Annotated in this window: 28 protein-coding genes; 15 read left to right on the plus strand and 13 right to left on the minus strand. The window is 64.7% G+C overall.

The annotated features are described in order from the left end of the window. Positions 1 to 2: 2 nt before the first annotated feature. Positions 3 to 605: a thermonuclease family protein gene (locus tag BMY84_RS01960; RefSeq protein WP_177203863.1), complete on the minus strand. Its 603-nt coding sequence runs from the start codon at positions 603 to 605 to the stop codon at positions 3 to 5. A gap of 150 nt (positions 606 to 755) precedes the next feature. On the opposite strand from BMY84_RS01960, the gene BMY84_RS01965 reads away from it, so the two are divergent. Further along, a complete protein-coding gene (locus tag BMY84_RS01965) occupies positions 756 to 1,184 on the plus strand; it encodes a group II truncated hemoglobin (protein ID WP_093081616.1) in 429 nt (142 codons plus the stop codon). On the opposite strand, the gene BMY84_RS01970 is transcribed toward BMY84_RS01965, so the two are convergent. Further along, on the minus strand, positions 1,181 to 1,483 hold the full coding sequence (locus tag BMY84_RS01970) for a hypothetical protein (RefSeq protein WP_093081618.1): 303 nt from the start codon (positions 1,481 to 1,483) through the stop codon (positions 1,181 to 1,183). The two genes, BMY84_RS01965 and BMY84_RS01970, sit on opposite strands and share 4 nt — an antisense overlap. 138 nt (positions 1,484 to 1,621) lie before the next feature. Between BMY84_RS01970 and BMY84_RS01975 the strand changes: the two genes are divergently transcribed. From BMY84_RS01975 to BMY84_RS01995, 5 genes are all read left to right on the plus strand, one after another. Further along, a complete protein-coding gene (locus tag BMY84_RS01975) occupies positions 1,622 to 2,002 on the plus strand; it encodes a RidA family protein (protein ID WP_093079934.1) in 381 nt (126 codons plus the stop codon). Between the two features lie 15 nt (positions 2,003 to 2,017). Beyond that, positions 2,018 to 2,377: an ArsC family reductase gene (locus tag BMY84_RS01980; RefSeq protein WP_093079936.1), complete on the plus strand. Its 360-nt coding sequence runs from the start codon at positions 2,018 to 2,020 to the stop codon at positions 2,375 to 2,377. After that, on the plus strand, positions 2,374 to 3,417 hold the full coding sequence (locus BMY84_RS01985) for a glycerophosphodiester phosphodiesterase (protein ID WP_093079939.1): 1,044 nt from the start codon (positions 2,374 to 2,376) through the stop codon (positions 3,415 to 3,417). The genes BMY84_RS01980 and BMY84_RS01985 overlap by 4 nt, the downstream gene beginning before the upstream one ends. Before the next feature lie 146 nt (positions 3,418 to 3,563). Next, a complete protein-coding gene (locus tag BMY84_RS01990) occupies positions 3,564 to 3,989 on the plus strand; it encodes an RrF2 family transcriptional regulator (RefSeq protein ID WP_093079941.1) in 426 nt (141 codons plus the stop codon). A gap of 202 nt (positions 3,990 to 4,191) precedes the next feature. Then, on the plus strand, positions 4,192 to 4,866 hold the full coding sequence (locus BMY84_RS01995; RefSeq protein WP_093079944.1) for an MBL fold metallo-hydrolase: 675 nt from the start codon (positions 4,192 to 4,194) through the stop codon (positions 4,864 to 4,866). 28 nt (positions 4,867 to 4,894) lie between these two features. Here the strand turns inward: BMY84_RS01995 and BMY84_RS02000 are convergent, their stop codons facing one another. Further along, positions 4,895 to 5,323, minus strand: a complete 429-nt coding sequence (locus tag BMY84_RS02000) for an MAPEG family protein (protein ID WP_093079946.1) — start codon at positions 5,321 to 5,323, stop codon at positions 4,895 to 4,897. 219 nt (positions 5,324 to 5,542) lie between these two features. Between BMY84_RS02000 and rpmF the strand changes: the two genes are divergently transcribed. From rpmF to BMY84_RS02025, 5 genes are all read left to right on the plus strand, one after another. Beyond that, positions 5,543 to 5,722, plus strand: coding sequence for a 50S ribosomal protein L32 (gene rpmF / locus BMY84_RS02005; protein ID WP_056690759.1), 180 nt, complete (start codon positions 5,543 to 5,545; stop codon positions 5,720 to 5,722). Positions 5,723 to 5,790: 68 nt separating this feature from the next. Beyond that, the gene (gene plsX / locus BMY84_RS02010; protein WP_256215093.1) at positions 5,791 to 6,816 is read left to right on the plus strand and encodes a phosphate acyltransferase PlsX; all 1,026 of its coding nucleotides are present in this window, start codon (positions 5,791 to 5,793) and stop codon (positions 6,814 to 6,816) included. Next, positions 6,813 to 7,781, plus strand: coding sequence for a beta-ketoacyl-ACP synthase III (locus tag BMY84_RS02015; RefSeq protein WP_093079951.1), 969 nt, complete (start codon positions 6,813 to 6,815; stop codon positions 7,779 to 7,781). Before plsX ends, BMY84_RS02015 begins: the two co-directional genes overlap by 4 nt. A gap of 45 nt (positions 7,782 to 7,826) precedes the next feature. Then, positions 7,827 to 8,174 carry an integration host factor subunit alpha gene (gene ihfA / locus BMY84_RS02020; protein WP_177203864.1) on the plus strand — a complete coding sequence of 116 codons (348 nt, stop codon included), beginning with the start codon at positions 7,827 to 7,829 and terminating at the stop codon, positions 8,172 to 8,174. 80 nt (positions 8,175 to 8,254) lie between these two features. Next, on the plus strand, positions 8,255 to 8,605 hold the full coding sequence (locus tag BMY84_RS02025) for a MerR family transcriptional regulator (protein ID WP_093079953.1): 351 nt from the start codon (positions 8,255 to 8,257) through the stop codon (positions 8,603 to 8,605). A 4-nt stretch (positions 8,606 to 8,609) separates the two neighbouring features. Here BMY84_RS02025 and BMY84_RS02030 read toward each other — a convergent pair whose 3' ends face one another. Genes BMY84_RS02030 through BMY84_RS02045 form a run of 4 tightly spaced genes read right to left on the minus strand, consistent with a single transcriptional unit; the run spans position 8,610 to position 12,823 of the window. Then, positions 8,610 to 9,128, minus strand: a complete 519-nt coding sequence (locus BMY84_RS02030) for a GNAT family N-acetyltransferase (protein ID WP_093079956.1) — start codon at positions 9,126 to 9,128, stop codon at positions 8,610 to 8,612. A gap of 10 nt (positions 9,129 to 9,138) precedes the next feature. Continuing rightward, positions 9,139 to 9,681: a SixA phosphatase family protein gene (locus BMY84_RS02035; protein ID WP_093079959.1), complete on the minus strand. Its 543-nt coding sequence runs from the start codon at positions 9,679 to 9,681 to the stop codon at positions 9,139 to 9,141. Then, positions 9,678 to 12,431 carry an ATP-dependent DNA helicase gene (locus tag BMY84_RS02040; RefSeq protein ID WP_093079961.1) on the minus strand — a complete coding sequence of 918 codons (2,754 nt, stop codon included), beginning with the start codon at positions 12,429 to 12,431 and terminating at the stop codon, positions 9,678 to 9,680. Before BMY84_RS02040 ends, BMY84_RS02035 begins: the two co-directional genes overlap by 4 nt. 41 nt (positions 12,432 to 12,472) lie before the next feature. Then, a complete protein-coding gene (locus BMY84_RS02045; protein WP_093079964.1) occupies positions 12,473 to 12,823 on the minus strand; it encodes a PilZ domain-containing protein in 351 nt (116 codons plus the stop codon). Between the two features lie 140 nt (positions 12,824 to 12,963). Between BMY84_RS02045 and BMY84_RS02050 the strand changes: the two genes are divergently transcribed. Continuing rightward, positions 12,964 to 14,544: a lysine--tRNA ligase gene (locus BMY84_RS02050; RefSeq protein ID WP_093079966.1), complete on the plus strand. Its 1,581-nt coding sequence runs from the start codon at positions 12,964 to 12,966 to the stop codon at positions 14,542 to 14,544. A gap of 249 nt (positions 14,545 to 14,793) precedes the next feature. On the opposite strand, the gene BMY84_RS02055 is transcribed toward BMY84_RS02050, so the two are convergent. From BMY84_RS02055 to BMY84_RS02065, 3 genes are all read right to left on the minus strand, one after another. Beyond that, entirely contained in the window at positions 14,794 to 15,264 is a 471-nt protein-coding gene (locus BMY84_RS02055; protein WP_093079968.1) for an RcnB family protein, read from the minus strand. A gap of 149 nt (positions 15,265 to 15,413) precedes the next feature. After that, complete coding sequence (locus BMY84_RS02060) at positions 15,414 to 16,088, minus strand: prolyl hydroxylase family protein (RefSeq protein WP_093079970.1); 675 nt, start codon at positions 16,086 to 16,088, stop codon at positions 15,414 to 15,416. 118 nt (positions 16,089 to 16,206) lie between these two features. Beyond that, positions 16,207 to 17,178, minus strand: coding sequence for an RcnB family protein (locus BMY84_RS02065; RefSeq protein ID WP_256215009.1), 972 nt, complete (start codon positions 17,176 to 17,178; stop codon positions 16,207 to 16,209). 243 nt (positions 17,179 to 17,421) lie between these two features. Between BMY84_RS02065 and BMY84_RS02070 the strand changes: the two genes are divergently transcribed. The 3 genes from BMY84_RS02070 to BMY84_RS02080 all read left to right on the plus strand — a co-directional run bounded on the left by BMY84_RS02070 (position 17,422) and on the right by BMY84_RS02080 (position 21,703). Further along, positions 17,422 to 17,961, plus strand: a complete 540-nt coding sequence (locus BMY84_RS02070) for a biliverdin-producing heme oxygenase (protein WP_371262389.1) — start codon at positions 17,422 to 17,424, stop codon at positions 17,959 to 17,961. Beyond that, positions 17,954 to 20,512 carry an HWE histidine kinase domain-containing protein gene (locus BMY84_RS02075; protein WP_093079976.1) on the plus strand — a complete coding sequence of 853 codons (2,559 nt, stop codon included), beginning with the start codon at positions 17,954 to 17,956 and terminating at the stop codon, positions 20,510 to 20,512. Before BMY84_RS02070 ends, BMY84_RS02075 begins: the two co-directional genes overlap by 8 nt. 381 nt (positions 20,513 to 20,893) lie before the next feature. Beyond that, entirely contained in the window at positions 20,894 to 21,703 is an 810-nt protein-coding gene (locus BMY84_RS02080; RefSeq protein WP_093079978.1) for a DODA-type extradiol aromatic ring-opening family dioxygenase, read from the plus strand. Here BMY84_RS02080 and BMY84_RS02085 read toward each other — a convergent pair. The 3 genes from BMY84_RS02085 to BMY84_RS02095 form a co-directional block, all read right to left on the minus strand. Next, positions 21,688 to 22,242, minus strand: coding sequence for a (2Fe-2S)-binding protein (locus BMY84_RS02085; RefSeq protein ID WP_093079981.1), 555 nt, complete (start codon positions 22,240 to 22,242; stop codon positions 21,688 to 21,690). The two genes, BMY84_RS02080 and BMY84_RS02085, sit on opposite strands and share 16 nt — an antisense overlap. Next, positions 22,239 to 22,715, minus strand: coding sequence for a DUF2721 domain-containing protein (locus BMY84_RS02090; protein WP_093014714.1), 477 nt, complete (start codon positions 22,713 to 22,715; stop codon positions 22,239 to 22,241). The genes BMY84_RS02085 and BMY84_RS02090 overlap by 4 nt, the downstream gene beginning before the upstream one ends. A gap of 140 nt (positions 22,716 to 22,855) precedes the next feature. Then, on the minus strand, positions 22,856 to 24,067 hold the full coding sequence (locus BMY84_RS02095) for an LL-diaminopimelate aminotransferase (protein ID WP_093014719.1): 1,212 nt from the start codon (positions 24,065 to 24,067) through the stop codon (positions 22,856 to 22,858). Positions 24,068 to 24,179: the final 112 nt, after the last annotated feature.

A 24,179-nucleotide genomic window follows, 5' to 3' on the forward strand; every position in this document is an offset into this window, starting at 1 on the left:
AATCAGCACCAGGGGTGGCGCCTGCCATCCCATTCGCGGGCCAGTCCTTCGGCGACCAGTTGGTCCCCGATCGACTGGCCTTCGCGCGTCACGATGCGCAGCTTGCGGCCATAGCGATCGGTTTCGCGATCGGCACTTTCCAGGGAGAAGGCCCCCGCATTCATCAGCCCCTGCAACCGGTCCGTCGCCCGCTTGCCCAGAGCCCCCTCCGCCTCACAACGCGGCCCATGGGTTTCGGGCGTATCGATATCGGCGATCCGATATTTCTCGCCCCGAAACCAGAAAGTGTCGCCATCGACCACGCAATTGGTCCCGCCGCCTGAGTGGCAATATCCGAAATCAGCAGACAGGCTGTCCACGGCCACGCTTTGTGGCGCTGGCCTGCTACTCGGCAAGTCGATCCGCGCCATCCATCCCGGTCCATACCATCCGAGCAGCAATCCCAGACACAGCGTATAGATCAGCGCCGGGCCGCTAAAACCCTTGGTCTGTCGCGGCCGCTGGAAACGCGCCCCATTGCCCGCCCGCCGGGCTTCCGCCAGCCAGGCCTGTTGCACCTTGTCCTTGCGTGACGGCTGCGACCGTCCGGTTCCGAATTTCGCCATGCCCCGGCTCTAGCGACCCGATGGCAAACAGCGCGTTAAAGCCGGACCAACATCACGCCAAAATGGCGCATCCCCGATTTGACCCACATCAATGCCCCGCCGGCGCGACACGCCATGCTGCCTGGATCATCCGAAACGGAGCCGATAGCCATGAACGCCGCCGCGCCGCCCAGCCCCTATGTCCGTATCGGCGGTGAGCCGGTCGCCCGTGCGCTCGCCAACCGCTTCTATGATCTGGTGGAGCAGGATTCGGCCTATGCGGAACTGCGCGCCATCCACGCCGCCGACATGAGCGCCGTGCGCCATGGCCTGACGCGCTTCCTGTGCGGCTGGCTGGGCGGCCCGCGCGACTGGTTCGAACGCGGGCCGTGCATCATGTCGTTGCACCGCGCCTTCCCGATCACCCCGGCGCTGGCCGATCAATGGGCCACCGCCATGGCCTGCGCCATTGCCGGGATGGAGGATATCGACCCCGTTATCGGCGACGCCATGGCGCAGGCGCTGGGCCATATGGCGCGCGGCATGATCAATTTCGGCCTAACTACCGGCAGCACGACCGGCAGCCCGGCCGCCGCTTAATCCTCGTCCTCCTCGTCGGTCGCGCCATAGCTGTCTTCTTCGTCATCCATGGAAGGCTCACCGGCATAGGCATCCATGTCGATCCGGCCGGACCGGTTCATCGCCTCCATCTTCTCGACCAGATCCTCCGTATCGTCGGGCGTCACCTGCGCCACATTGGCCCGGCCGCCGCGTTCGCTATCCTCGCTCAGGTCGGTTGATCGCACGCGCGCATCCGCCGCCACATCCTGCGCCTGCGTGCCGGCATCGGCCTGTTCGCTATTCTCTTCGATCTCGCGGTGGGGGGTAGGGCGCGTCATGGCCATTCTCCTGTCAGGGGGTGATCCTCCCTCAACGGCTGGCCTCCCGCCCCTGTTCCGGGCGAAAGCGCTGGACAGCCCGCGCTACAGGGCGCAAAGGCGCGGGCGATCCTTTCGCACTGCAACAGGAATCCCCTCATGTCCCGCCAGCTCATTTCCTTCGGCTCGCCTTTCGAGGCGCAGGTCGGCTATTCGCGCGCCGTCGTCCAGGGCGACTGGTGCTTCGTCGCCGGCACCACCGGCACCGACCCTGAAACCAAGACCATGCCCGAAGATGTGGTCGAACAGGGCCGCAACGCGCTCAAGACGATCGGCAAGGCGCTGGAAGACGCCGGCTTCGCCTTTGCCGATGTCGTGCGCGTCACCTATTATATCACCGACGCCGCTTATTGGGATGTGATGGGCGACATTACCGGCCCCGTCTTCGGCGACATTCGCCCGGCGGCCAGCTGCGTCATCGCCGGCCTCGTCAAGCCGGAGATGAAGATCGAAATCGAAGTCACCGCCTTCAAAGGGTAACAGGAGCGCAGCATCATGATTACCATGTATGGCATCAAAAATTGCGACACGATCAAGAAGGCCCGCAACTGGCTGGACAATGAGCGGGTCGCCTACAGCTTCCACGACTATAAGGTCGCCGGCGTCGACAAGGGAAAACTTGAGGAATGGGTGATGGAGCATGGCTGGGAAACCATCCTCAATCGCTCCGGCACCACCTTCAAGGCACTGGATGCGGGCGACAAGGCGCATATCGATGCGGATAAGGCGATCCTGCTGATGATCACCAACCCCTCGATGATCAAGCGCCCGATTCTGGACACCGGCCGGGGCGAAACGATCGTCGGCTTCAAGGCGACCACTTATGAAAACGCGCTTCAGGGCGTGAAGGCATGATCGGGCGGGGGCTGCTGCGCATCGGGCTGTTCCTGCTGATGAGCCTCATCCCCCTCCAGATGGTCCGGGCCGAACCGATCCTGATCGCCCATCGCGGCGCCAGCGGCGAACGGCCCGAACATACGCTCGCCAGCTATGAGCGCGCGATCGATCAGGGGGCCGATTTCATCGAGCCGGATCTTGTCCTGACCAAGGACGGCGTTCTCGTCGCCCGGCATGAAAATGAGATTGGTGGCACCACCGACGTTGCCGACCATCCCGAATTTGCCGATCGCAAGACGACGAAGCAGATCGATGGCGTCGACATGGTGGGCTGGTTTACCGAGGATTTCACCCTCGCCGAACTGCGCACCCTGCGCGCCCGCGAACGCCTCCCTGACCTGCGCCCCGCCAACAAGCGCTTCAACGATCTCTATCTCATCCCGACCTTCGAAGAGATATTGAAGCTGGTCCGCGCCAAGGAAGCCGAAGCGCATCGCCGCATCGGCATCTATCCCGAAACCAAGCATCCCAGCTATTTCGCGAAGATCGGCCTGCCGCATCAGGCGGTGATGCTCGCGATGCTGGCCAAATATGGTTATGAAAATGCCGACGATCCGGTGTTCATCCAGTCGTTCGAGGTCGGCAATCTGAAGGCCCTGCGCACCGCCACCCGGCTGCGCCTGATCCAGCTTGTCGATGCGGAGGGCGGCCCGGCCGACCTGCCCGGCGTCACCTATGCGGACATGCTGATGGTACAGGGGCTGAGCGATATCGCCGCCTATGCCGATGGCGTCGGCCCCTCGGCCGCGCTGATCATCGCGCCGGAAGGTCCGACCGCGCTGGTCGGTCGCGCCCATGATGCGGGCTTGCAGGTCCATGTCTGGACGCTGCGGATGGAAAACAGCTTCCTTCTCGCCCAGTTCCAGCGGCCCGACGATCCGCAGGGGCATGGCGACTTCACCGGCTATGTTCAGGCGATCGCCGCCACCGGCGTCGACGGCATCTTCAGCGACTTCCCCGGACAGGCCCGCGCGGCGATGAGCGCAAATAGCCGCTGACCATCACCCAAAGTGCTCCTGCGAAAGCAGGAGCCCAGGGCGATACAGTGCATCCGCCGATCTCGGCGCGGAAATCCCTGAAAAACTTCTTTCTCCATTGCCCCGCTTGACTTGCCAAAGCTGCCCCGCGCGCGAATAACGGACCCATGTTGTCCCAGAAGACCCGTTATGCCATCCGCGCGCTTCAGCATCTTGCCGATCGCTACCGCCAGGGTCCGGTGCCCCTCAACGAAATCGCCACGCGCCAGAATATCCCGGCCAAATTCCTGACCGTGATCCTGTCGGAACTCTCGCGCGAAGGGCTGGTCGCGACGCAGCGGGGCCGGGACGGCGGCTATTGGCTGGCGCTGGCGCCGGTCGACATCAGCTATGGCGACATCGTCCGCCTGACCCGCGGTTCCCTCGCTCTCACCCCCTGCGCCAGCCGCTTCGCACATGAAAGCTGCACCAACTGCCTGCCCGAATCGGAATGCCGCCTCCACCGGGTGATGCTCCGCGTCCGCGACGAAACCGCCAAGGTGCTGGACGGCATCAGCTTGGCCGAACCGTTCGCGATGGAAGGCGCGGAGTAGAAAGAACTTCTCCTCCCCGCTTGCGGGGAGGTGGCAGCCGCAGGCTGACGGAGGGGGCGGGCCATCAACGCAACCTTGCGCGGGCGGCGAACCCCCTCCACCACGCTGCGCGTGGTCCCCCTCCCCGCAGGCGGGGAGGATTAGCCCCCATCACAATCCCAAGAGGCTTGCACATGCCTCCCCCGTCCGCCACATCCTCCCCATGACCACGCCGCCGCTTAAAGCCGTCCTGATCCCCGTCACCCCGCTCCAGCAGAATTGCACGCTCTTCTGGTGCACGGAAACGATGCGCGGCGCCTTCGTCGATCCGGGCGGGGACCTGCCCGTGCTCAAAAAGGCGGCGGCGCAGCACGGCGTCACGATCGAGAAGCTGCTCGTCACCCATGGCCATATCGATCATTGCGGACAGGCGGGCGTGCTGGCGCGCGACCTCAATGTCCCGATCGAGGGGCCGCATGAGGATGATCGCTTCTGGATCGACCGGCTGCCGCAGGATGGCGAGCGCTGGGGCGTACCCGGCGAGAGTTTCGAGCCGGACCGCTGGCTGAACGATGGCGATCAGGTGACGGTCGGCAATCTGACCTTCGACGTGATCCACTGTCCGGGCCACACGCCCGGCCATGTCGTCTTCCACCACGCCCCCAGCAAGCTGGCGATCGTGGGCGACGTGCTGTTTCAGGGATCGATCGGCCGCACCGACTTCCCGCGCGGCAATCATCAGGATCTGATTGACGCGATCACCGGCAAGCTCTGGCCATTGGGCGGCGAAACGGCCTTCGTCCCCGGCCACGGCCAGATGAGCAATTTCGCCCACGAACGCCGCACCAACCCCTTCGTCGCCGATTCGGTGCTGGGGGGGAGGGCTGGTGCGGCCTAAAAATGCGCTCTTTCGCGCATTTTTCAAACTATCTTGCCGCCATCGCCGGCGGCACCGGCATCTCGCGTGTCGCGCCATAGGCGATGCTGAGCGCCGTCCCGGCCATGGCGATCATGATCACCCATGTCAGCAGCGCCCCGCCCGCGCGCCACGCCGTGGGCTTGTCCGCATCCATGCCGAATGCATGGGCCACCCGCGCCACCACATAGACCAGCGCGCCGATCCACAACCATAGCGACGCCCCCACCGCCATCTCGACCAGCCCAAAGAGAATCAGCACGATCGGTGTATATTCGACATAATTGGCATGCGCCCGCATCCGCCGCGCGAGCAGGCCGTGCCCGGCATCGCCATGCAATATCTTGTCCTTGATGCGGAATCGCGCACAGCGAATCGCCAGCCAGAAGTTGAGCAGCGCGCAGGCAGCGGCAAAGGTCAGCGTAATCGGCAGCAGCATGGTCAAATCCCTGTTATTCCGTGAAGCGCACCGTAGAGCGCCTTGGGGAAGGGACAAGGGCAAAGGGCAACAAGGACTTGCACCTCCGGCAAAAAGCGCTATAGGCGCAGGGCTTCGCGATCACCCGGGCCGCATGGGTCTGCGGCGCCGTTGGCGTCGGCATCCTTTGGGAACCGGCCAGTCGCAAAACCTGATTAATTTATGGAATAAGGTGCCGACATGGCTGTCCCCAAGCGCAAAACTTCTCCCTCCAAGCGCGGCATGCGTCGCAGCCACGATTCGCTGCGCGTTGAAGCGTTCAACGAATGCTCGAACTGCGGTGAACTGAAGCGTCCCCACAATCTGTGCGACGCCTGCGGTCACTATAACGGCCGCGAAATCGTCGCCGTCGGGGCCTAAGCCCGTTTTTGAACTCCGCAAAGGGGTGAATTAGAGTGTCCAGCCAACCGCGAATCGCAATCGACGCGATGGGCGGGGATGAAGGCGTGCGCGTGATGATGGCGGGGGCTGCTTTGGCCCGTCGCCGTCATGATGGCCTGCGATTCACCCTGTTCGGCGACGAGGAGCGGATCAAGGCGGCGCTCGACCATCACCCCAATTTGCGGGCGGCGTCGGACATCGTCCATGCCGATACGGTCGTCGACGGCTCGGATAAGCCGAGCGTCGCGATTCGCAAGAAAACCAGCTCCATGGCGATGGCCATCGCTGCCGTGAAGGCGGGCGAGGCTGGTGCCGCCGTCTCCGCCGGCAATACCGGCGCGCTGATGGCAATGGCGAAGGTTGCCCTGCGCACCATGAAGGGTGTCGATCGTCCTGCACTGGCAGCGATGCTGCCCACGCTGGGCGACAATGACGTCATCATGCTGGACCTGGGCGCCAATACCGAATGCGACGCTCGCAACCTCGTCCAGTTCGCGGTGATGGGCGCGGCCTATGCCCGCATCGCCTGCGATCTCGATCGTCCGCGCGTCCGGCTGCTCAACATCGGCACGGAAGAGCTGAAGGGCACCGACGAGATTCGCGATGCCGCCGCCGTGCTGCGCGCCGCAGACAATCTCTCGCTCCAGTTCGACGGGTTTACCGAGGGCGACAAGATCTCCCGCGGCGATACCGACGTCATCGTGTGTGACGGCTTCTCCGGCAATGTCGCCCTGAAGACGGCAGAGGGCACCGCCCGTTTCGTTACCGACGTGCTGCGCAAGGCGTTCACCAGTTCGATCCGCTCGAAGATCGGCTTCCTGATCTCGAAGCCGGCCATGTACATGCTCAAGCATCATCTCGACCCCAACAACCATAATGGCGCGGTTTTCCTGGGCCTCAATGGCGTGGTGGTGAAGAGCCATGGCAGCGCGGACGAAAAGGGCGTGGCGAATGCCGTGCATGTCGCCGCCCGTCTGCTGGAAGAAGATATTACCCGGCGCATCGCAGCCGACATCGCCGATATTCAGTCGCTGGCCGATGTAGCGTCAAAGCTGGAGCTGTCCGCCAAGTGATTCGCCGGTCCATATTGCTTGGCACGGGCTCGGCCCTGCCCGTTCGCGCCGTCAGTAATGCCGAACTGGCGCAAACAGTCGACACCAGCGATGAATGGATCGTCGAACGCACCGGAATCCGCAATCGCTATATTGCGGGGGAGGGCGAAACCACCGCCAGCCTCGCAACCGACGCCGCGCAACAGGCGATCGCGGCGGCGGGCGTCGCCGCGCAGGATATCGACCTCATCATTCTGGCTACGGCCACCCCGGACCAGACCTTCCCCGCCACCGCGACCAAGGTGCAGGCCGCGCTGGGTATCGACGATTGCGTCGCCTTCGACGTCGCCGCCGTCTGCTCTGGCTTTCTTTACGCGGTCACCGTCGCTGACAGCATGATCCGCTCGGGCGCCGCGAATCGCGCGCTGGTGATCGGCGCGGAAACCTTCAGCCGCATCCTCGACTGGGAAGATCGCGCCACCTGCGTCCTGTTCGGCGATGGCGCCGGCGCGGTCGTGCTGGGCGCGGAGGAAAGCGCGGACGGCAAGCGTGGCATTCTCGCGGCTAAGCTGCATGCCGATGGCCGCCACAATCAGCTTCTCTATGTCGATGGCGGACCGTCCACGACCCAGACCGTGGGCAAGCTGCGGATGAAGGGCCAGGAAGTGTTCCGCCACGCCGTGGTGAACCTGGCCTCCGTGCTCAAGGAAGCGATGGAACTGGCGGGCCTTACCCCCGACGATATCGACTGGCTGGTGCCGCATCAGGCCAATGCCCGCATCCTCGATGCGACCGCGCGCAAGCTCAAGCTTTCCCCCGATCGGGTAGTGGTAACGGTGGACCGGCATGCCAATACCTCGGCCGCTTCGGTGCCGCTGGCACTGGACCTCGCCACGCGCGATGGACGGATCAAGCCGGGCGATCTGGTCGTGCTGGAGGCTATGGGCGGCGGCTTCACCTGGGGCGCCTGCGTCCTTCGAGTCTGACATATAGCAACCGCTTGCCAAAGCGCCGCGAATCAATCACATTTCATGCAGATCATCCGGGGAGATGATCAGTGGGCGAAGAAGTGGGGATGTTCGATGAGCGACAATGGAACCCTGACGCGCGCGGATCTGGCGGAAAGTGTCAATCGGCACGTCGGCCTGTCGCGGGCCGAAGCGGCGGCGCTGGTGGAATCGATCCTCGAACATATGTCGACGGCGCTGGCGCGCGGCGAAAATGTGAAGATTTCCAGCTTCGGCACCTTCGTCCTGCGCGACAAGACCGAGCGTATGGGCCGCAATCCCAAGACCGGTGTCGAAGTGCCGATCGAACCGCGCCGCGTACTCACCTTCCGCGCCAGCCAGACGATGCGGGATCGTGTCGCCTCGATTTGAGACGATCGGACCCTTTTCCAATATTACCATTGCTTTACCATGGTTGACGTTGCCCCATAGATGGGTGCAACATCCTCGTCATGGAAAAGGAAGAGGGTGCATTTCTGACCATCAGCGAGCTGGCCGGCGAGCTTGGTCTTCCCCAGCATATCTTGCGCTATTGGGAAACGCGCTTCCCGCGATTGCGCCCGCTCCAGCGGTCCGGAAACCGACGCTATTACCGCCCCGCCGACGTCGCGCTCGCGCGCCGCATCCACCAGTTGCTCAATGTCGAGGGCTTCACCGTCAAGGGCGCGCAAAAGGCGCTGGAGGATGGCGAAGCCGCGCCTGCGCCCACGCCCGTCGCGCCACAGGCCTGCGTCGCCGATGCCGATCTGCTGGTCCGCCTGCGAGAAATCCGCACGACGCTTGCCAGCGCCATCGGCGACTGACCGCCTACAACGCCCGCGCGTAGATCAGGTCGCGAAACGGCACGTCGCCGACCATGAAGGTCAGTTCGCCAATTTCCTCAAAGCCATGGCGCGCATAGAATCGCCGTGCCCGGTCATTTTGCGGATAGACCGCCAGCAACAGCCGCTTTGCCCCGCGCCGCTGCGCTTCCTCCAGCACCAGCGTCATCAGCCGGTCGCCATTGCCGCCGCCCTGCCAGTCCTGCAGCAGATAGATGCGCTTTAGTTCGACATCCTGTTCGTCGGTCGGCACCGGCAGGGCAGGGGGCGTGATCAGCGCATAGCCCACCGGCGCGCCCAGCACCGTCTCCCCGATCAGCAGCGTCTGCGCCGGATCGCGCAAGGCCGCCTGATAATAGGCCTCGCCATGGGCGCCGCGAATATGGCTCAGCAGCGCCGCACCCGGATGATCATGAGCAAAGCTGGCAAGGAAGGTCGCGCCACCCAATATCGACAGCGCCCCGGCATCCGCAACCTCCGCCCGGCGCCACAGAATCGGCGTCATGTCCGGCGGCTCAGCGGGTGCCCGGCCCCAGCGCCGGGTCCAGGTCGCGGGGGCGGGTGAAGCTGGCCAGCGTCGCGATATTGTCGCGCGCCTCGCTCCAGCGGTCGATCGCCAAATCCATCACCGCGATGCTGGCGGTGGGGAATTTCACCTCCACATCCTCGCGCAGCGAACTGATGCCGTCATCGGGCACCAGATCCAGAATCAGCTCCTCCAGCCCCGGATTATGCCCCGCCATCAGCACGCTGTCCGCGCTGTCGGGCAGGTCGCGCACGACATCGAACAGCGTCGGGGAGGAGGCGAGATAGATGCGCCGGTCCCAGCGCGCGTCCAGCGTCTCGCCATAGCCTTCGAAGAAAGTCTCCAGCGTCTGCACCACGCGCACCGCAGGGGAGGCGACCAGCAGGTCGAACTGCATCTTCCGCTTGGCGGCGAACTGGCCCATCAGCAACGCGGCCTTTTCCCCGCGACGATTCAGCGGGCGATCAAAGTCGCGCGCCACCGGATCGTCCCAGTCCGATTTGGCGTGGCGCAACAGGGTCAGCCGCTTCATTGTCTCTCCTGCTGGGGCAAATCGGATTCGCCCCCCTGATGCCCTACTGATGCGCTTTCGCCAAGCGTTTCGCGGCGGGCGGCAACGCTGACGGCGATGATCGCCTCGTCCAGCGTCAGGCGGCGCACCGGCGTTTCGGGCGGAAAGGCGCTCAACAACCGGCTGGGCATGGCGGCCGACAATATGACGAAACTGCCCCGGTCCTCGGCCCGGCGGATCAGGCGACCAAAGGCCTGCGCCAGCCGCGCCCGGATCAACCGGTCGTCATAGGCATTGCCACCACCCGCCAGCCGCCGCGCCGCATGCAGCACCGTGGGCTTCGACCATGGCACGCCCTCCATCACCACCAGCCGCAGCGAATGGCCCGGCACGTCCACCCCGTCGCGCAAGGCATCGGTGCCCAGCAGGGAGGCGCGGGGATCGTCGCGGAAAATGTCGACCAACGTGCCGGTATCCATCGGGTCGACATGCTGGGCGTAAAGCGGCAATCCGCCGCGCGCCAGCCGGTCGGCGATCCGCGCATGCACCGCGCGCAGCCGCCGGATCGCGGTGAACAGACCCAGCGTCCCGCCGCCGGCCGCCTCGATCAGCCGGGCATAGGCGCCCGACATGGCGGCAATATCGCCTTTCTTGATGTCGGTGACGATCAGCACTTCGGCCCGGCCCGGGTAGTCGAAGGGGCTGGCCGCCTCGAACCGTTCCGCGCCATGGGGCAGGTGGATCGCGCCGCTGCGTGCCTCCGCATTGCTCCATTCCCCGCCGCCCTTCAGCGTCGCCGATGTCAGCAGCACGCCCTGCGCCGGTTTCAGCACCGTTTCGGCGAGCGGCCGTGTCGGGTCCAGCCAGTGGCGATGGATGCCGATATCATATTCGCGCCCCTCGACCCGGTCGACCGTCATCCAGTCGACATAGTCGGCGTCGGCCGGCCCGCCGATCCGCGCCAGCAGCGCCAGCCAGGCCGCAATCAGATCGCGCCGCCAGCCGAGCGACGCCACCGCGCCCTCGATCCGCGCCCGCGCCGCGCCGTCCAGCCAGTCGGGCGCGTCCTCGATCACCACCTCCAGCCGCCGCGCCAGCCGCACCAGCGGCTTGATCAGCGCATCGAGCGCCAGCGCCGCCTCCTGCGCCGCCTCGACCAGCGCGCCGTCGGGTTCGGCCAGTTCGGTTTCCAGCCCGTATCCGGCATCGGTCTCGCCCGCTGCCTCCGCGCGGGTGTAGACCGTCCCCCGCACCGCCGCGAGCAACGCTTCCAGCGGCCCGAACGGCTCGCCAGCCACCACGCGCTTCAGCCAGTCATCGGCCGGCAATGCCTGCGCCGCGTCCACCGCCGCGCGGATCGCCTGCCCGCCTTCCTCGTCATAGCTCGCCATGTCGGACAGGCGCGCCGCCAGCCCCCGCCGCCGTCCGCGCGATCCGCCTTCCGGCCCCATGATCCAGCGGCGCAGCTCGATCGCCTCCTGCCCCGACAGAGCGACGGAGAAGGTCGAATCCGCCGCATCGAACAGATGATGCCCTTCGTCGAAGACGATCCGCTGCGGTCGCTGCCCCGTCTCGCGCCCGCGCGCGGCGTTGATCATCACCAGCGCATGATTGGCGATGACGATGTCGGCGTCGGCGGAAGCGCGCGCCGACCGCTCGATGAAGCATTTGCGGTAATGCGGGCAGCCCGCATAAATACACTCGCCCCGCCGGTCGGTCAGCGCCGTGGAGCCGTTGCGCCGGAACAGGGTCGGCAACCATCCGGGCAGGTCGCCGCCCACCATGTCGCCATCCTTGGTGAAGGCGGCCCAGCGCGCCACCAGTTGCGCCAATATCGCGGCCCGCCCGGCAAAGCCGCCCTGCAAGGCGTCCTCAAGGTTCAGCAGGCAGAGATAATTTTCCCGCCCCTTGCGCACCACCACCCGCCGTGCAGCCATGGCGGGGTCGGGAAACAGGCGCAACGTTTCGCGGTCCAACTGCCGTTGCAGCGCCTTGGTATAGGTCGACACCCATACCGTCCCTTGCGCTTCCGCCGCCCAGAGCGAGGCGGGGGCCAGATAGCCCAAAGTCTTGCCGATCCCGGTGCCCGCTTCGGCCAGCAGCATATTGGGCTGGTCGCGATGCTTGCGCGGGGTGAAGGCGATGCGGGCGGCAGCAGCATAGGCGCGCTGGCCCGGCCGAGGCTCCGCGCCCGCGCCGGTCAGCGCATCCAGCCGGGCCAGCACCTGATCCTCCGCCAGGCTGATGGTGCGCGGAGCGGGACGGGGCTGGGCCTCCTCCCATTCGGGCAGCTTGGAAAAGAGCCAGCGCTCCGCCTCGCGCGGGCGCGGAATGCGCGGCGCGACCAGCGGCGACCAGGGCCAGCGCATCCGGTGCAGCGATTGCGCAGCGGTCCATCCGCCCTCGCGCTCCACCCAGTCCGGCGCATCCAGCCGGGCCAGCAGCAACGTTGCCGCCTGTTGCAGCAGCGCGGGAATATCGCCCTCATTGCCCGGAGCGGGCAGGTCCAGCGCTTCCGCCAGCCCCTTGGGCGTGGGCACCAGAAAGCGGGCGGGATGCAGAAAGGCCCATAATTCCAGCAGGTCGAGGCCATTCAGCTCCGGATAGCCCAGCCGCTGGCCGGTCAGCGGCGCATTCAGCAGCAACACCGGCGTTTCGGCCGCGCGCGCGATCGCCTGCCCTTTCGCCAGCGCGTGGGTATTGTCGCCTTCGCGCAGCCAGATACCGCCATGGCTGGCGTGAAGCGCGGGCAGGGATGCGGGATCGATCACCCGTGCGGTTTAGGCGAACGGGAACAAAAGGAAAACCTGTTTCAGCCGGCGCGCCGTCCGAAACCGCCTGCGGCATTGAGGCGCGGCTGGAAGGCGACGGGAGCCCGCTGGGCGGCGCGCGCCAGTTCCAGCCTGTCGAACAGCGGGCCTTCATTCAGTTCATAGGGGAAGCGAATGCCCATCCGGTCCTCTTCGGACCAGCGTACCGTGCCGAATGTGACATGGCCGTCCAGGTCGATCTGGCATTGCGATCGCGGCGGCAGGGTGCAGCCCACGACCTGTGCGCCCCCTTCGCTCAGGTCGACGATCATGCCTTCCAGGCTGTCGAGCACGGTCGTCACCACGATGGGAATCTCCACCGTAATACGCTCATGACTACGTTTGACCTGCATATCGCCTCCGATCCTGCGTAATATAGCAGGCAGAATTACTTAAAAGTAAATATGAGAACGGTTCTTATCAGGCTTTGTCATGCATTGCCATCAAAGGGCGTTCCCTTTCAGCCAGCCAGCAGCTAGGGGCTTTCGTCATTATGACAGTGTCCGACATTCTCCGCACCGCCGCAAACGCATCCAAGGCCTGGCCCTATGAGGAGGCGCGCAAGCTTCTCAAGCGCTATTCCAATGGCGCGCCGGAGAAAGGGCATATCCTGTTCGAAACCGGCTATGGTCCCTCGGGCCTGCCGCATATCGGCACCTTCAACGAAGTGCTGCGCACCACTATGGTCCGCAACGCCTATCATGCGCTGTCGGATATCCCGACCCGGCTGGTGGCGTTCAGCGACGATATGGATGGCCTGCGCAAGGTGCCGGGCAATGTCCCCAATCAGGCGATGCTGGAAGAACATCTGGGCAAGCCGCTGACGCAGGTGCCCGATCCGTTCGAAAAGTTCGAAAGTTTCGCCCATCATAACAATGCGATGCTGCGCGATTTCCTCGACAGCTACGGCTTCGACTATGAATTCGTGTCCGCCACCGAGCGCTATAAGGCCGGCGCCTTCGACGAAGCGCTGCGGCAGGTGCTCCGCCGCTATCAGGCGATCATGGACATCATGCTGCCGACCCTGCGCAAGGAACGGCAGGCCACCTATTCGCCGGTGCTGCCGATCAGCCCGAAGAGCGGCATCGTGCTTCAGGTGCCGGTCGAGGTGATCGACGCCGAAGCCGGTATCGTCCGTTTCGAGGATGATGGCGACATCATCGAACAATCGATCCTGTCGGGCGGCGCCAAGCTGCAATGGAAGGTCGACTGGGCGATGCGCTGGTACGGGCTGGGCGTCGACTATGAAATGGCGGGCAAGGATCTGATCGATTCGGTCACGCAATCGTCGAAGATCTGCCGCGCATTGGGCGGCCGCCCGCCCGAAGGCTTCAATTATGAGATGTTCCTCGACGAAAAGGGCGAGAAAATCTCCAAGACCAAGGGCAATGGCCTCAGCCTCGAACAATGGCTGACCTATGGCCCGCAGGAAAGCCTGGCCTTCTACGCCTATCGCGAACCCAAGAAGGCCAAGCAACTGCACATGGGCGTGATCCCGCGCGCGGTGGACGAATATTGGCAGTTCCGCGCCAACTATCCCAAGCAGGCGATCGAGCAGCAGCTCGGCAATCCGGTGCATCATATCCATGATGGCAAGCTGCCGCAGGGCGAACTGCCGGTTACCTTCGGCCTGCTGCTGAACCTTGTCGGTGTGATGGGCGATGCCAGCCGCGAACAGGTGTGGAGCTATCTGCAAAATTATGTGCCCGGCGCCAGCGCGGAGACCTATCCGGAACTGGACGCGCTGATCGGCCACGCGCTCGCCTATCATCGCGATTTCGTCGCCCCCACGCTCCAGCGCCGCGCGCCTGAACCGAACGAAGCCGCCGCCCTGCGCCAGCTGGACAGCGAACTGGCCGCATTGCCGGCTGAAGCGACGGCGGAAGACATCCAGAATATCGTCTATGCCATTGGCAAGGATGAGGCGTTCGGCTTCGCTGAACTGCGCGACTGGTTCAAGGCGCTGTACCAGACTTTGCTGGGCGCGGATCAGGGCCCCCGCATGGGCAGCTTCATTGCGCTCTACGGCATCGACAACAGCCGCAAACTGATCGCCGAGGCGCTGGCGTCTTGATCTGAATCAACCATGCCGCGGAACAATCTGGCGGCATGATCGTTACGGGCAACGGTCCACCCCCCTTTCGGACTGGTGGCGTGCCCCGCGTACGCCATCGGCCGCGTGCGCCCGGAAACGGGCGGCGCGGCCAAGTGGGGGGAACAGCAAAAAGGCGGCCCGGAATTCGCTATTCCGGGCCGCCTTTTTTTGGAATGCGCCTCTGGTGCGGCGAAAATGCGCTCTTTCGCGCATTTTCCAAACCGACTCTTACCAGAAGAAGGCCCGATGCGCGGTGATCACGCGGCCGGTACGGACATTCACCAGCAGGACGTCATTATAGTGGCGGACCCAGCGCTGGTTCACGCCCGGACGGGGCAGGCGATAGCGATAGGGATCGGCGATATAATAGCGCGAGTTATAATAGGCCGGACGCAACTGTGCGCCTGCATTCCACTGGCTATAGCGGAAGGGCGCGCGCCAGTTGCCGCCGCGATAGACGTCGCGGTGCGAACGACGATAATCCTGCCAGTCCTCACGCGCCTCCTGTCGCGCATCGCGCACGTCGCGGCGCGCTTCGCGCACATCGCGGCGATCACCATAGCGCTGTGCCTGACGCAGGTCGCGCTGTTCCTCGCGCACACGCTGCTCGCTGCGGCGCGCCTCGCCATAGGATTGGGCCGACGCCATACTCGGCACAACGGTCGCGGCCAGCAGGCCCAATATGATCAGTTTACGCATATCTCGTCTCCCATAATCTTTGGCGAAAGCTTCGGGCTTCGTCGCCAACACAGAGAGATATGCCCCTTCGCCCCTGAACGGTCCGGGAATGAAGCAGTCAGATTCCAGTCATTTATGTCGCAGTTTGTATCAGGTGAGGCATTGCTCCATCACCCCCATGGCCGCTCGCGAAACCATTTCGTCACGACATATTTCGTGCCCTGTACTACCGGCCGCGCGGCGTGCAGGCTGAACCGGTTGGGCGCGCCATCGCGGCTCATATTGTTCCAGATCAGGATCATGCCCTCCACCGGCGGCACCATGAATTCGCATTGCGGGAAATGCGTTTCCCCGCCCGCTTCCACCGGCGACAGATAGATCATCGCCGTCCAGGTCCGCTGCCCGCCGGTCGTGCGCATCTGCTGCCAGTAATCCGCCGTCACCGGAAAATAGTCGCAATGCACCTTATATTCCTGCCCCGCCGTATAGCGCTGCCCCTGCAATGTTTCGCCATGCGGCGCGGGCAGGCCGGTCAGCGCACAGATGCGATCGGTGATCGTCTCGACCAGCGGATTCCAGGGGCTCAGATTCCCGCTATGGCTGGTGCGATATTCCGCATTGGCGCTGCCCGAAAAGAGCGAGGAGGGCTTGGCGCTAGCGTCGATCAGTTCGCGCAGCCCCGCGCATTCTTCCCCGCTCAAAAAGCCCTGACGTCCATAGATTTCCAGATGGGGGCTATCGATGCGGCTCACCATCGGATTGCGGTCCAGCCGGGCGCGCACGGTATCGCCAATCAGGGCACGGGCGGGCGATGCGATGCCGCCGTCATCGGTCAAGTCGGTCATGCCGCCCTCCTGCCACAGGGCGGGCGGCCATGAAAAGACCCCGGACCGTTGCCGATCCGAGGCCAGGACTCCTGAAGGCCAGTTCAGGAAGGGGGAGGGAAGTAGGGTGCTGCCCTACTCACCAGAAAAAATCATGGATCACGTCGACGACATAGCCGTCGCGAATATCCACCAGCATCGCGTCGTCATAATAGCGGACCCAGCGCAGCGATCCATAAGCGGGCGGCAGGCGATAGGCATAGGGATCGTCCAGCCAATAGCTGTTGGAATAGAGCAGGCTGTTCAGCACGATCCCGACCGAGAAGCGCCGATAGCCATAGTCCCAGCCGCGCGGGGCGTAATAATTGCCCATGCGGAACCGGTCGCCATAGCGATTGCGATAGCCCTGCCAGTCATAGCGCCGGTCCTGCCGCCAGCCATTATTCCAGCGCTGCTGATTGCTCCAGCGGGTGCGGTCGTCGAAGCGACGGCCATTATTCCAGTTGTTCCCATTCCAGTTACCGCTGTTGCCGCCGCGATTGTCGTTCCAGCGCCGATCGTCATTGCGCCAGTCCTGACGGTCATTGCCGCGATCATTGTTCCAGCCCGGCCGATCGTCCCGCCGGTCATTGCGATCGTTGCGCCAGTCCTGACGCCCATTCTGCATAGTGTCGCGACGGTCGTCCCGCTGGGCATTACGCCAATTCTGTTGCTGCTGTTGTTCCCGGCGCATGCGCACGTCATTTTCGACCGCGCGATTGGCCGGCAGATTGGGTTCGCCGCGCCAGCGCGCATCGGGCCGCGGCGGCGCCATCTGGCCCCCGTTAATCTGGCCACCCGCACCGGCGCGCTGCTGCCAGCGCTGCCCGCCCGCGTCACCACGCGAGGGCGCCTGTTGATCGCCACGCGACTGGACCTGCGGGTTGCCACGCTGCTGCTGCGGCCCGCGATCGGACCGCTGCTGCTGTCCGCCGCCATCCTGCCGCTGCGCGCGCTGGCCGCCATTGCCACGCTCGCCGCGCTGACCCGGATCGCTCTGCGCATAAGCGGGTGCGATACCGCCCAACACCGTCGCGGTCATCAGCCCCGCCAGCATCATCTTCCTGAACATCGTCCTGTCTTTCCTCGGCGGGGACACATCGCCCCCTGATGATGCCTGTCTAGACCGGGCGCGATGTCGAGAGGCTGAACTGTCCTGTCAGCCATTTGAAAGAATCGCGCGGGCCATGGACATCGCTGTCCTAACCCTCCACTGTCCGCCGCTTCGTGTCGCATCACCCCGTAAATGGGGCCTGCAAGCGAAAAGCTGATCCAGATCAGTGCGGTGCCGCTGATCTGCCTCTAGGACGATGATGTGACTATAGCCCCTGATGCCGGCGGAATCCGCCACGCCCTGCGTGAAGCGACGATGGATGACCATCGCCGGGTCGACGCCATCTATGCGGGCTACAGGCTCGATTCGGTGAACGCCTATCGCGCGTTCCTGATCGCCCATGCCCGTGCGCTGCCCGCGCTGGAGGATGCGGCCCAGCCGGAATCGCGGCGCCTGCCCCTGCTGGCGGACGATCTCGCATCGCTGGATGCCGCCATGCCCGCACCGCTCCTGCTCGACGCGCCGGATGCGGATGGCTTCCGTTGGGGCCTGCGCTATGCGCTTGAGGGATCGCGGCTCGGCGGCGCCATGCTGTCCCGCCAGGTCGGCGAAGGCCTGCCCCGCGCCTATCTGTCCGCCGTCCATGGCAAGGGCGAATGGATTGCCTTCCAGCGCGCGCTCGACAGCGCCGCAGCGGAGGGCGGCGAAGGCTGGCTGGATGACGCCGTGCAGGGCGCTCTGGCCGCCTTCGCCCTGTTCGCGCAGGCGGGGGAAGCCGAAAAGATTGCCGTCCATGGTTGATCGGAACGGTACCGCGCCCGGCTTCGCCGTCGACCTCAGCAATTGCGATCGGGAACCGATCCATGTGCTCGGCACGGTCCAGCCCTTTGGCTTCCTGATCGCGCTGACCGCCGACTGGCTGGTATCGCGCGTCTCGGCCAACAGCGCGCAGTTCATCGGCCTCTCGCCGCAGGAGATGCTGGGCAAGCCGGTCAGCGGCGTGCTGAGCGCGGAGGCGATCCATTCGCTGCGCAATCGCATCACCCTGCTGCGCGGCCCCGATTCGGTCGAGCGCCTCTTCTCGATCCCGCTGATCGATGGCGGCCAGCCCTTCGACATCGCCGTCCATTTCTCCGGCCAGCTGGTGGTGATCGAGGCGGAACCCGCCGCCCATGACGAGATGGAGGCGAGCAGCACCGTTCGTTCCATGGTCGCGCGTCTGGCCCAGGCCGACAGCATGACCGCCTTCCTGCGCGATGGCGCGCGGCAGGTGCGGGCGCTGACCGGTTTCGACCGGGTGATGGTCTATCGCTTTGCCGATGGCGGCGACGGCGAAGTCGTGGCCGAAGCCCTGAAGCCCGGCATCGACAGCTTTTTCGGCCTCCATTATCCCGCCTCGGATATTCCGGCGCAGGCGCGTGCCCTCTATCTGCGCAACATCTTCCGCGTGATCGCGGACATCGGCGCGGATGCGGTGCCGATCGTGCCGCAGCTCGATCCCACCGGCGCGGCGCTCGACATGTCGCTGTGCATCACGCGCGCGGTGTCGCCGATCCATATCGAATATCTGCGCAACATGGGCGTGGGCGCCTCGCTTTCCATCTCGATCATTGTCGAGGGCAAGCTGTGGGGCCTATTCGCCTGCCACCATTATGCGCCGCGCCTGCCGACCTTTGCCCAGCGCAGCGCGGCCGAACTGTTCGGCCAGATATTCTCGATGATGCTGGAAAGCCGTGAGCGCGGCGATACCGCCGCCTATGAGGGCAAGGCGCGGCAGGTGGCCGACCGGCTGCTTTCCGCCGTGGCGCAGGATCATGACCTGCTGTCCAATGCCCGCTGGCTGGGCGACATCATCTTCGATACCATTCCGGCCGATGGCGTGGGCGTCTATATTGACGGCCAGATGACCTTTTCCGGCCTCACGCCGGACGAACCTGCCTTCGTCGCGATCGTCGGCATGCTCAATCAGGTCGCCGCCAGCCAGGTCTATACCACCGACTGCCTGTCCGCCGTGCTGCCCGATGCGGCCGCCTATGCCGATCGCGCATCGGGTATCCTCGCCATTCCGCTGTCGCGCCGGCCGCGCGACTATGTCGTGCTGTTCCGCGCCGAACAGCTCCGCTCGGTGCGCTGGGCCGGCAATCCGGAAAAGGAAATCGACTATGGGCCGAACGGCCCGCGCCTGACCCCGCGCAAGAGTTTCGAGGCCTGGTCGCAACTGGTGCAGGGGACGGCCTTGCCCTTCACCCCGGCCGAACTGCGCGTGGCCGAAGCGCTGCGCACCGCGCTGCTCGAAGTGATCCTGCGCCTGTCCGATTCCGCCGATGCGGAACGGCAGCGGGCGCATGAAAAGCAGGAATTGCTGATCGCGGAACTGAACCACCGCGTTCGCAACATCCTGTCGCTGATCCGCGGGCTGCTGTCGCAGACCCGCGACAGTGCGCGGTCCGTGGATGAATTTATCGGCACGCTGGAAAGCCGCGTCCATGCGCTGGCCCGCGCCCATGATCAGATTACGGCCGATCGCTGGGCGCCCGCGCGCCTCTATGACCTGATCGAGGTGGAAGCGGGCGCCTATCTGGGCGAACGGCGGGACCGGGTCCGGCTGACCGGCCCCAATGTTTTGCTGACGCCCGGCTGCTTCACCGTGCTGGCGCTGGTGCTGCATGAAATGCTGACCAACGCCGCCAAATATGGCGCGCTGTCGGACAATGGCACGGTCGCCATCGACTGGCGCGTCGATGGCGATGGCAGTCTGCTGATCGACTGGACCGAAAGCGGCGGCCCGGCGGTGGTCGCGCCCACGCGGCGCGGCTTCGGATCGACCGTTATCGAACGGTCCATCCCCTATGATCTGGGTGGTCAGGCCGACATCAATTATCGCCTTGCCGGCATAGAGGCGCAATTCTGCATCCCCTCACGCCATGTCGTGTCGGTGCTGCCCGACCGGGCGGGGGCGGAACGCGCCAAGCCCGCCGCGCCGGTTACTGCCGGCCTGCTCAAGGGGCGCAACGTCCTGCTGGTCGAAGATAATATGATCATCGCCATGGATGGCGAGGATGCGCTGCGGGATCTGGGGGCAGAGGTGACGACCGCATCCAGCGTCGGCCGCGCCCGCGAAGCGATCGCGATCCAGTCGGTGGACATGGCCGTGCTGGACTTCAATCTGGGCCATGAAACCAGCCTGCCGGTCGCCGACCTGCTGGCGGAAAAGGGCATCCCCTTCCTCTTCGCCACCGGCTATGGCGATGGGCTGGAACTGCCGACCCGGTTCGAGGATGTGGTGCTGCTCAAGAAACCCTATTCCGGCGCGACGCTGGCGCAGGCCCTGGCCCCGATCATCGAAGCCTGACCGATCTGGCCGTATGACGGCGCCCGAAGCGGGATGACCTCACACTGAATCGTCATTGCGAGCGCAGCGAAGCAATCCAATGGCACGCCTATAGATTGCTTCGCTGCGCTCGCAATGACGGGTGGGGAGGCCGGTTGACGATCGTAACAGCGAAACGGACAGTTTCCAGCCTGTCCGTTGCATCCCCCCTGCCGCGCGCCGATCTGTCGATCATGTTCCGCGCCCGATCTCCTGTCCTATCGCATTCCGCCATGGCACTTTATCGGCCATGGAAGGGCGTGCTGCGGACTTTCCGATAGGATCGCGGTGAAGCAACAAAATATCAGAATCTGCGGGAAATATGCGAAGCTAAGCCCGCGCTCTCCTACAGCCGAGTAAGCCATGACCCTGCCCAGCCTCTTCATTCCCCATGGTGGCGGACCCTGTTTCTTCATGGACCCGTCCGATCCTGACCGACCGCACAGCGATCCGATGTGGCATCCGATGCAGGAGTATCTGGCCGGCCTGATCGCCGACCTGCCCGAACGGCCAAAGGCGATCCTGCTTGTCTCCGGTCATTGGGAGGAGACGGCCTTCACCGTCCATGTCGGCGAACAGCCTCCGCTGCTGTTCGACTATTATGGCTTCCCCCCGCACACCTATACGCTGCGCTGGGACGCGCCCGGTGCTCCAGACCTTGCCCGTCGCGCCGCTACCCTGTTGCAGCAGGCCGGTTTCGCCACGGGGGAGGAGGCCGCGCGCGGCCGGGACCATGGCGTCTTCATCCCGATGAAGGTGGCGTTGCCCGATGCCGACATTCCGGTGGCGCAATTGTCGCTGCGCCATGATCTCGATCCCGCCGCCCATATCGCCGCTGGCCGCGCGCTGGCGCCGCTGCGCGATGAAGGCGTGCTGATCGTGGGATCGGGGATGAGCTTCCACAATCTGCGTGTCCGTGGTGCGCAGGCGATCGCACCCTCGACAGCATGGGATTATGCCCTGACCGCCGCCGTCACCGATCCCGATCCAAAGGCCCGCGCCGCTCGCGTCGCCGACTGGGCGCATCTGCCCCATGCCCATTTCGCCCATCCGCGTGAGGAGCATCTGCTGCCGCTGATGGTGGCGCTGGGCGCGGGGGGCGATGACGCGGCGACCTGCACCCATCGCAGCAGCGTGCTGGGTTGGACCGTTTCGGGCTACCGCTTCGGCTGAGCCGTTGGCCGGCCCAGCGCAGGCACTGTCCGCGCCGCATCCTCCGGGCTGATCCCCGATGGCGGCGCAGCGGCGACCTGTTCTTCACCCCGCATGATCCGGCCCGCCCGCTTGATCGCGCCACGCAGCCGGGGATAGATGCCGCAACGGCAGATATTGGTGATGGCGGCGTCGATCTGCTCGTCGGACGGATCATTGGTCCGGCGCAGCAGCACCGACGCGGCCATGATCATGCCGGGAATGCAGTAGCCGCATTGCGACACATTGTCCGCCGCGAACGCCTGTTGCAGCGGATGGCCGCGATCGGGCGACAGCGCCTCGATCGTGGTGACGAACCGCCCCTCGGTCTTGCCGATCGTCACCTGACAGGATCGCACCGCCTCGCCATCGATATCCACGGTACAGGCGCCGCAATCGCCGGTGCCGCAGCCATATTTGGTGCCGGTCAGGTTGGATGCGTCGCGCAGCGCCCATAGCAGCGGCGTTTCCGGGTCCATGCGATATTGCACCGGCCGGTCGTTGACGGTGAAGCGGGTCACGCCGCTTCTTCCTCCTCGACCTGATGATACAGCACTTCATTGCGGATATGGATGATCCGCGACGCCAGCCGGATTTCCTGAATGAAGGTAGCGAAGGCCGCGGCCTGCAACACCATCGCCAGGCTGAACAGGATGGCGACCGGCGTCCCCAGATGGGCGTTGAACAGGTTCCCGGCAAACAGCAGGATAACGACCAGACAGACGGCGCAGGCTGACGCGACCGAAAAGAAGATGGCGCTGTTCACCACGCTCATCCGCCGGTCGAGCACGCGGATTTCCCCGACCATCCTGTCATGCTCCTTGCCCCGCGTGGACAGCACCCATTTTTCCACATCGCGCGCCCGGTCGATAATCCGCGACAGACGGCTGACGCAGACATTCAGGAAGGCCCCGATGCCCGCCAGCAGGAAGACGGGGGCCAGTGCCAGCTGGATCGTCTGGGCGACCTGACTGACCTGGGGCAGGGGGATCATTATGCGGCACCTCTCATCCCGTGATGCTATCCTTCATCGCGGGATGAGGAGCAAGGGGTGCAGTCCGTGTTAAATGCGTCGCAAAACGCCACTTTTTCTCGTCATGGGGCTTCGGGAAGGCCTAAGCACCCATGCACGGATCAGGCCGCGCCCTTGGTCGACGGGGTGTTGACGCCCATGGACTTGAGATATTGCTTGATGTTGCGGGCGGCCTGCCGCAGCCGCTGCTCATTCTCGACCATGGCGATGCGCACGAAGCCCTCGCCATCCTCGCCATAGCCCACGCCCGGCGCGACCGCGACCTTGGCATGGGTCAGCAACTGCTTGGAAAACTCAAGGCTCCCCATATCCTTGAGCGCAGGCGGCAACGGCGCCCAGCAGAACATGGAGGCGCGCGCCGCCGGAATGTCCCATCCCGCCCGGCTGAAGCTCTCGACCAGCACGTCGCGACGCTTGTGATAGAGCAGCCGGTTCTTCTCGACGATATCCTGCGGCCCGTTCAACGCCGCGCAGGCAGCCGCCTGAATCGGCGTGAAGGCGCCATAATCCAGATAGGATTTCACCCGGGTCATCGCCGCGATCAGCTTCTTGTTGCCGACCGCAAAGCCCATGCGCCAGCCGGCCATGGAGTAGGTCTTGCTGAGCGATGTGAATTCGATCGCGACATCCTTGGCGCCCGGCACCTGAAGGATCGATGGCGTCGGATTGCCGTCATAATACAGCTCGGAATAGGCAAGGTCGGACAGGATCCAGACCTTATTCTCCTTCGCCCAGGCGACGAGGCGCTCGTAGAAAGCGAGGTCCACCGTCTCGGCCGTCGGGTTGGACGGATAGTTCACCACCAGAATCGACGGGCGCGGCACGGTGAAGGCCATGGCGCGGTCGAGCGAGCGGAAATAATTTTCGTCCGGCGTCGTCGGCACCGAACGGATGGTCGCACCTGCGATGATGAAGCCGAAGGTATGGATCGGATAGCTGGGGTTGGGTGCCAGCACCACGTCGCCCGGTTCGGTGATCGCGGTGGCCAGCGAAGCAAGCCCCTCCTTCGATCCCATCGTCACCACGACTTCAGTTTCGGGATCGACATCCACGCCGAAACGGCGGCCATAATAATTGGCCTGCGCCTTGCGAAGGCCGGGGATGCCGCGCGACTGGCTATAGCCATGAGCGCTGGGCTTCTGCGCGACTTCGATCAGTTTCGCGATCACATGGTCGGGCGGCGGCAGGTCGGGATTGCCCATGCCCAGATCGATAATGTCCTCGCCCGCGGCCCGCGCGGCCGCTCGCATCGCATTCACTTCGGCGATGACATAGGGCGGCAGGCGCTTCATGCGGTAAAATTCTTCGGACATTATAGGGGCTTTCCTGAAAGCTCTCTGTAGGGAATAGTGCGTGACGCGCCGCTGGCATGTCACAATCTGGCTATAACCGCCTGATAGGGGACATGCCAGCGAAAGCGGCGCA

It is taken from the genome of Sphingobium sp. AP50, assembly GCF_900109095.1.
In the GTDB taxonomy this organism is placed as follows: Bacteria; Pseudomonadota; Alphaproteobacteria; order Sphingomonadales; family Sphingomonadaceae; genus Sphingobium.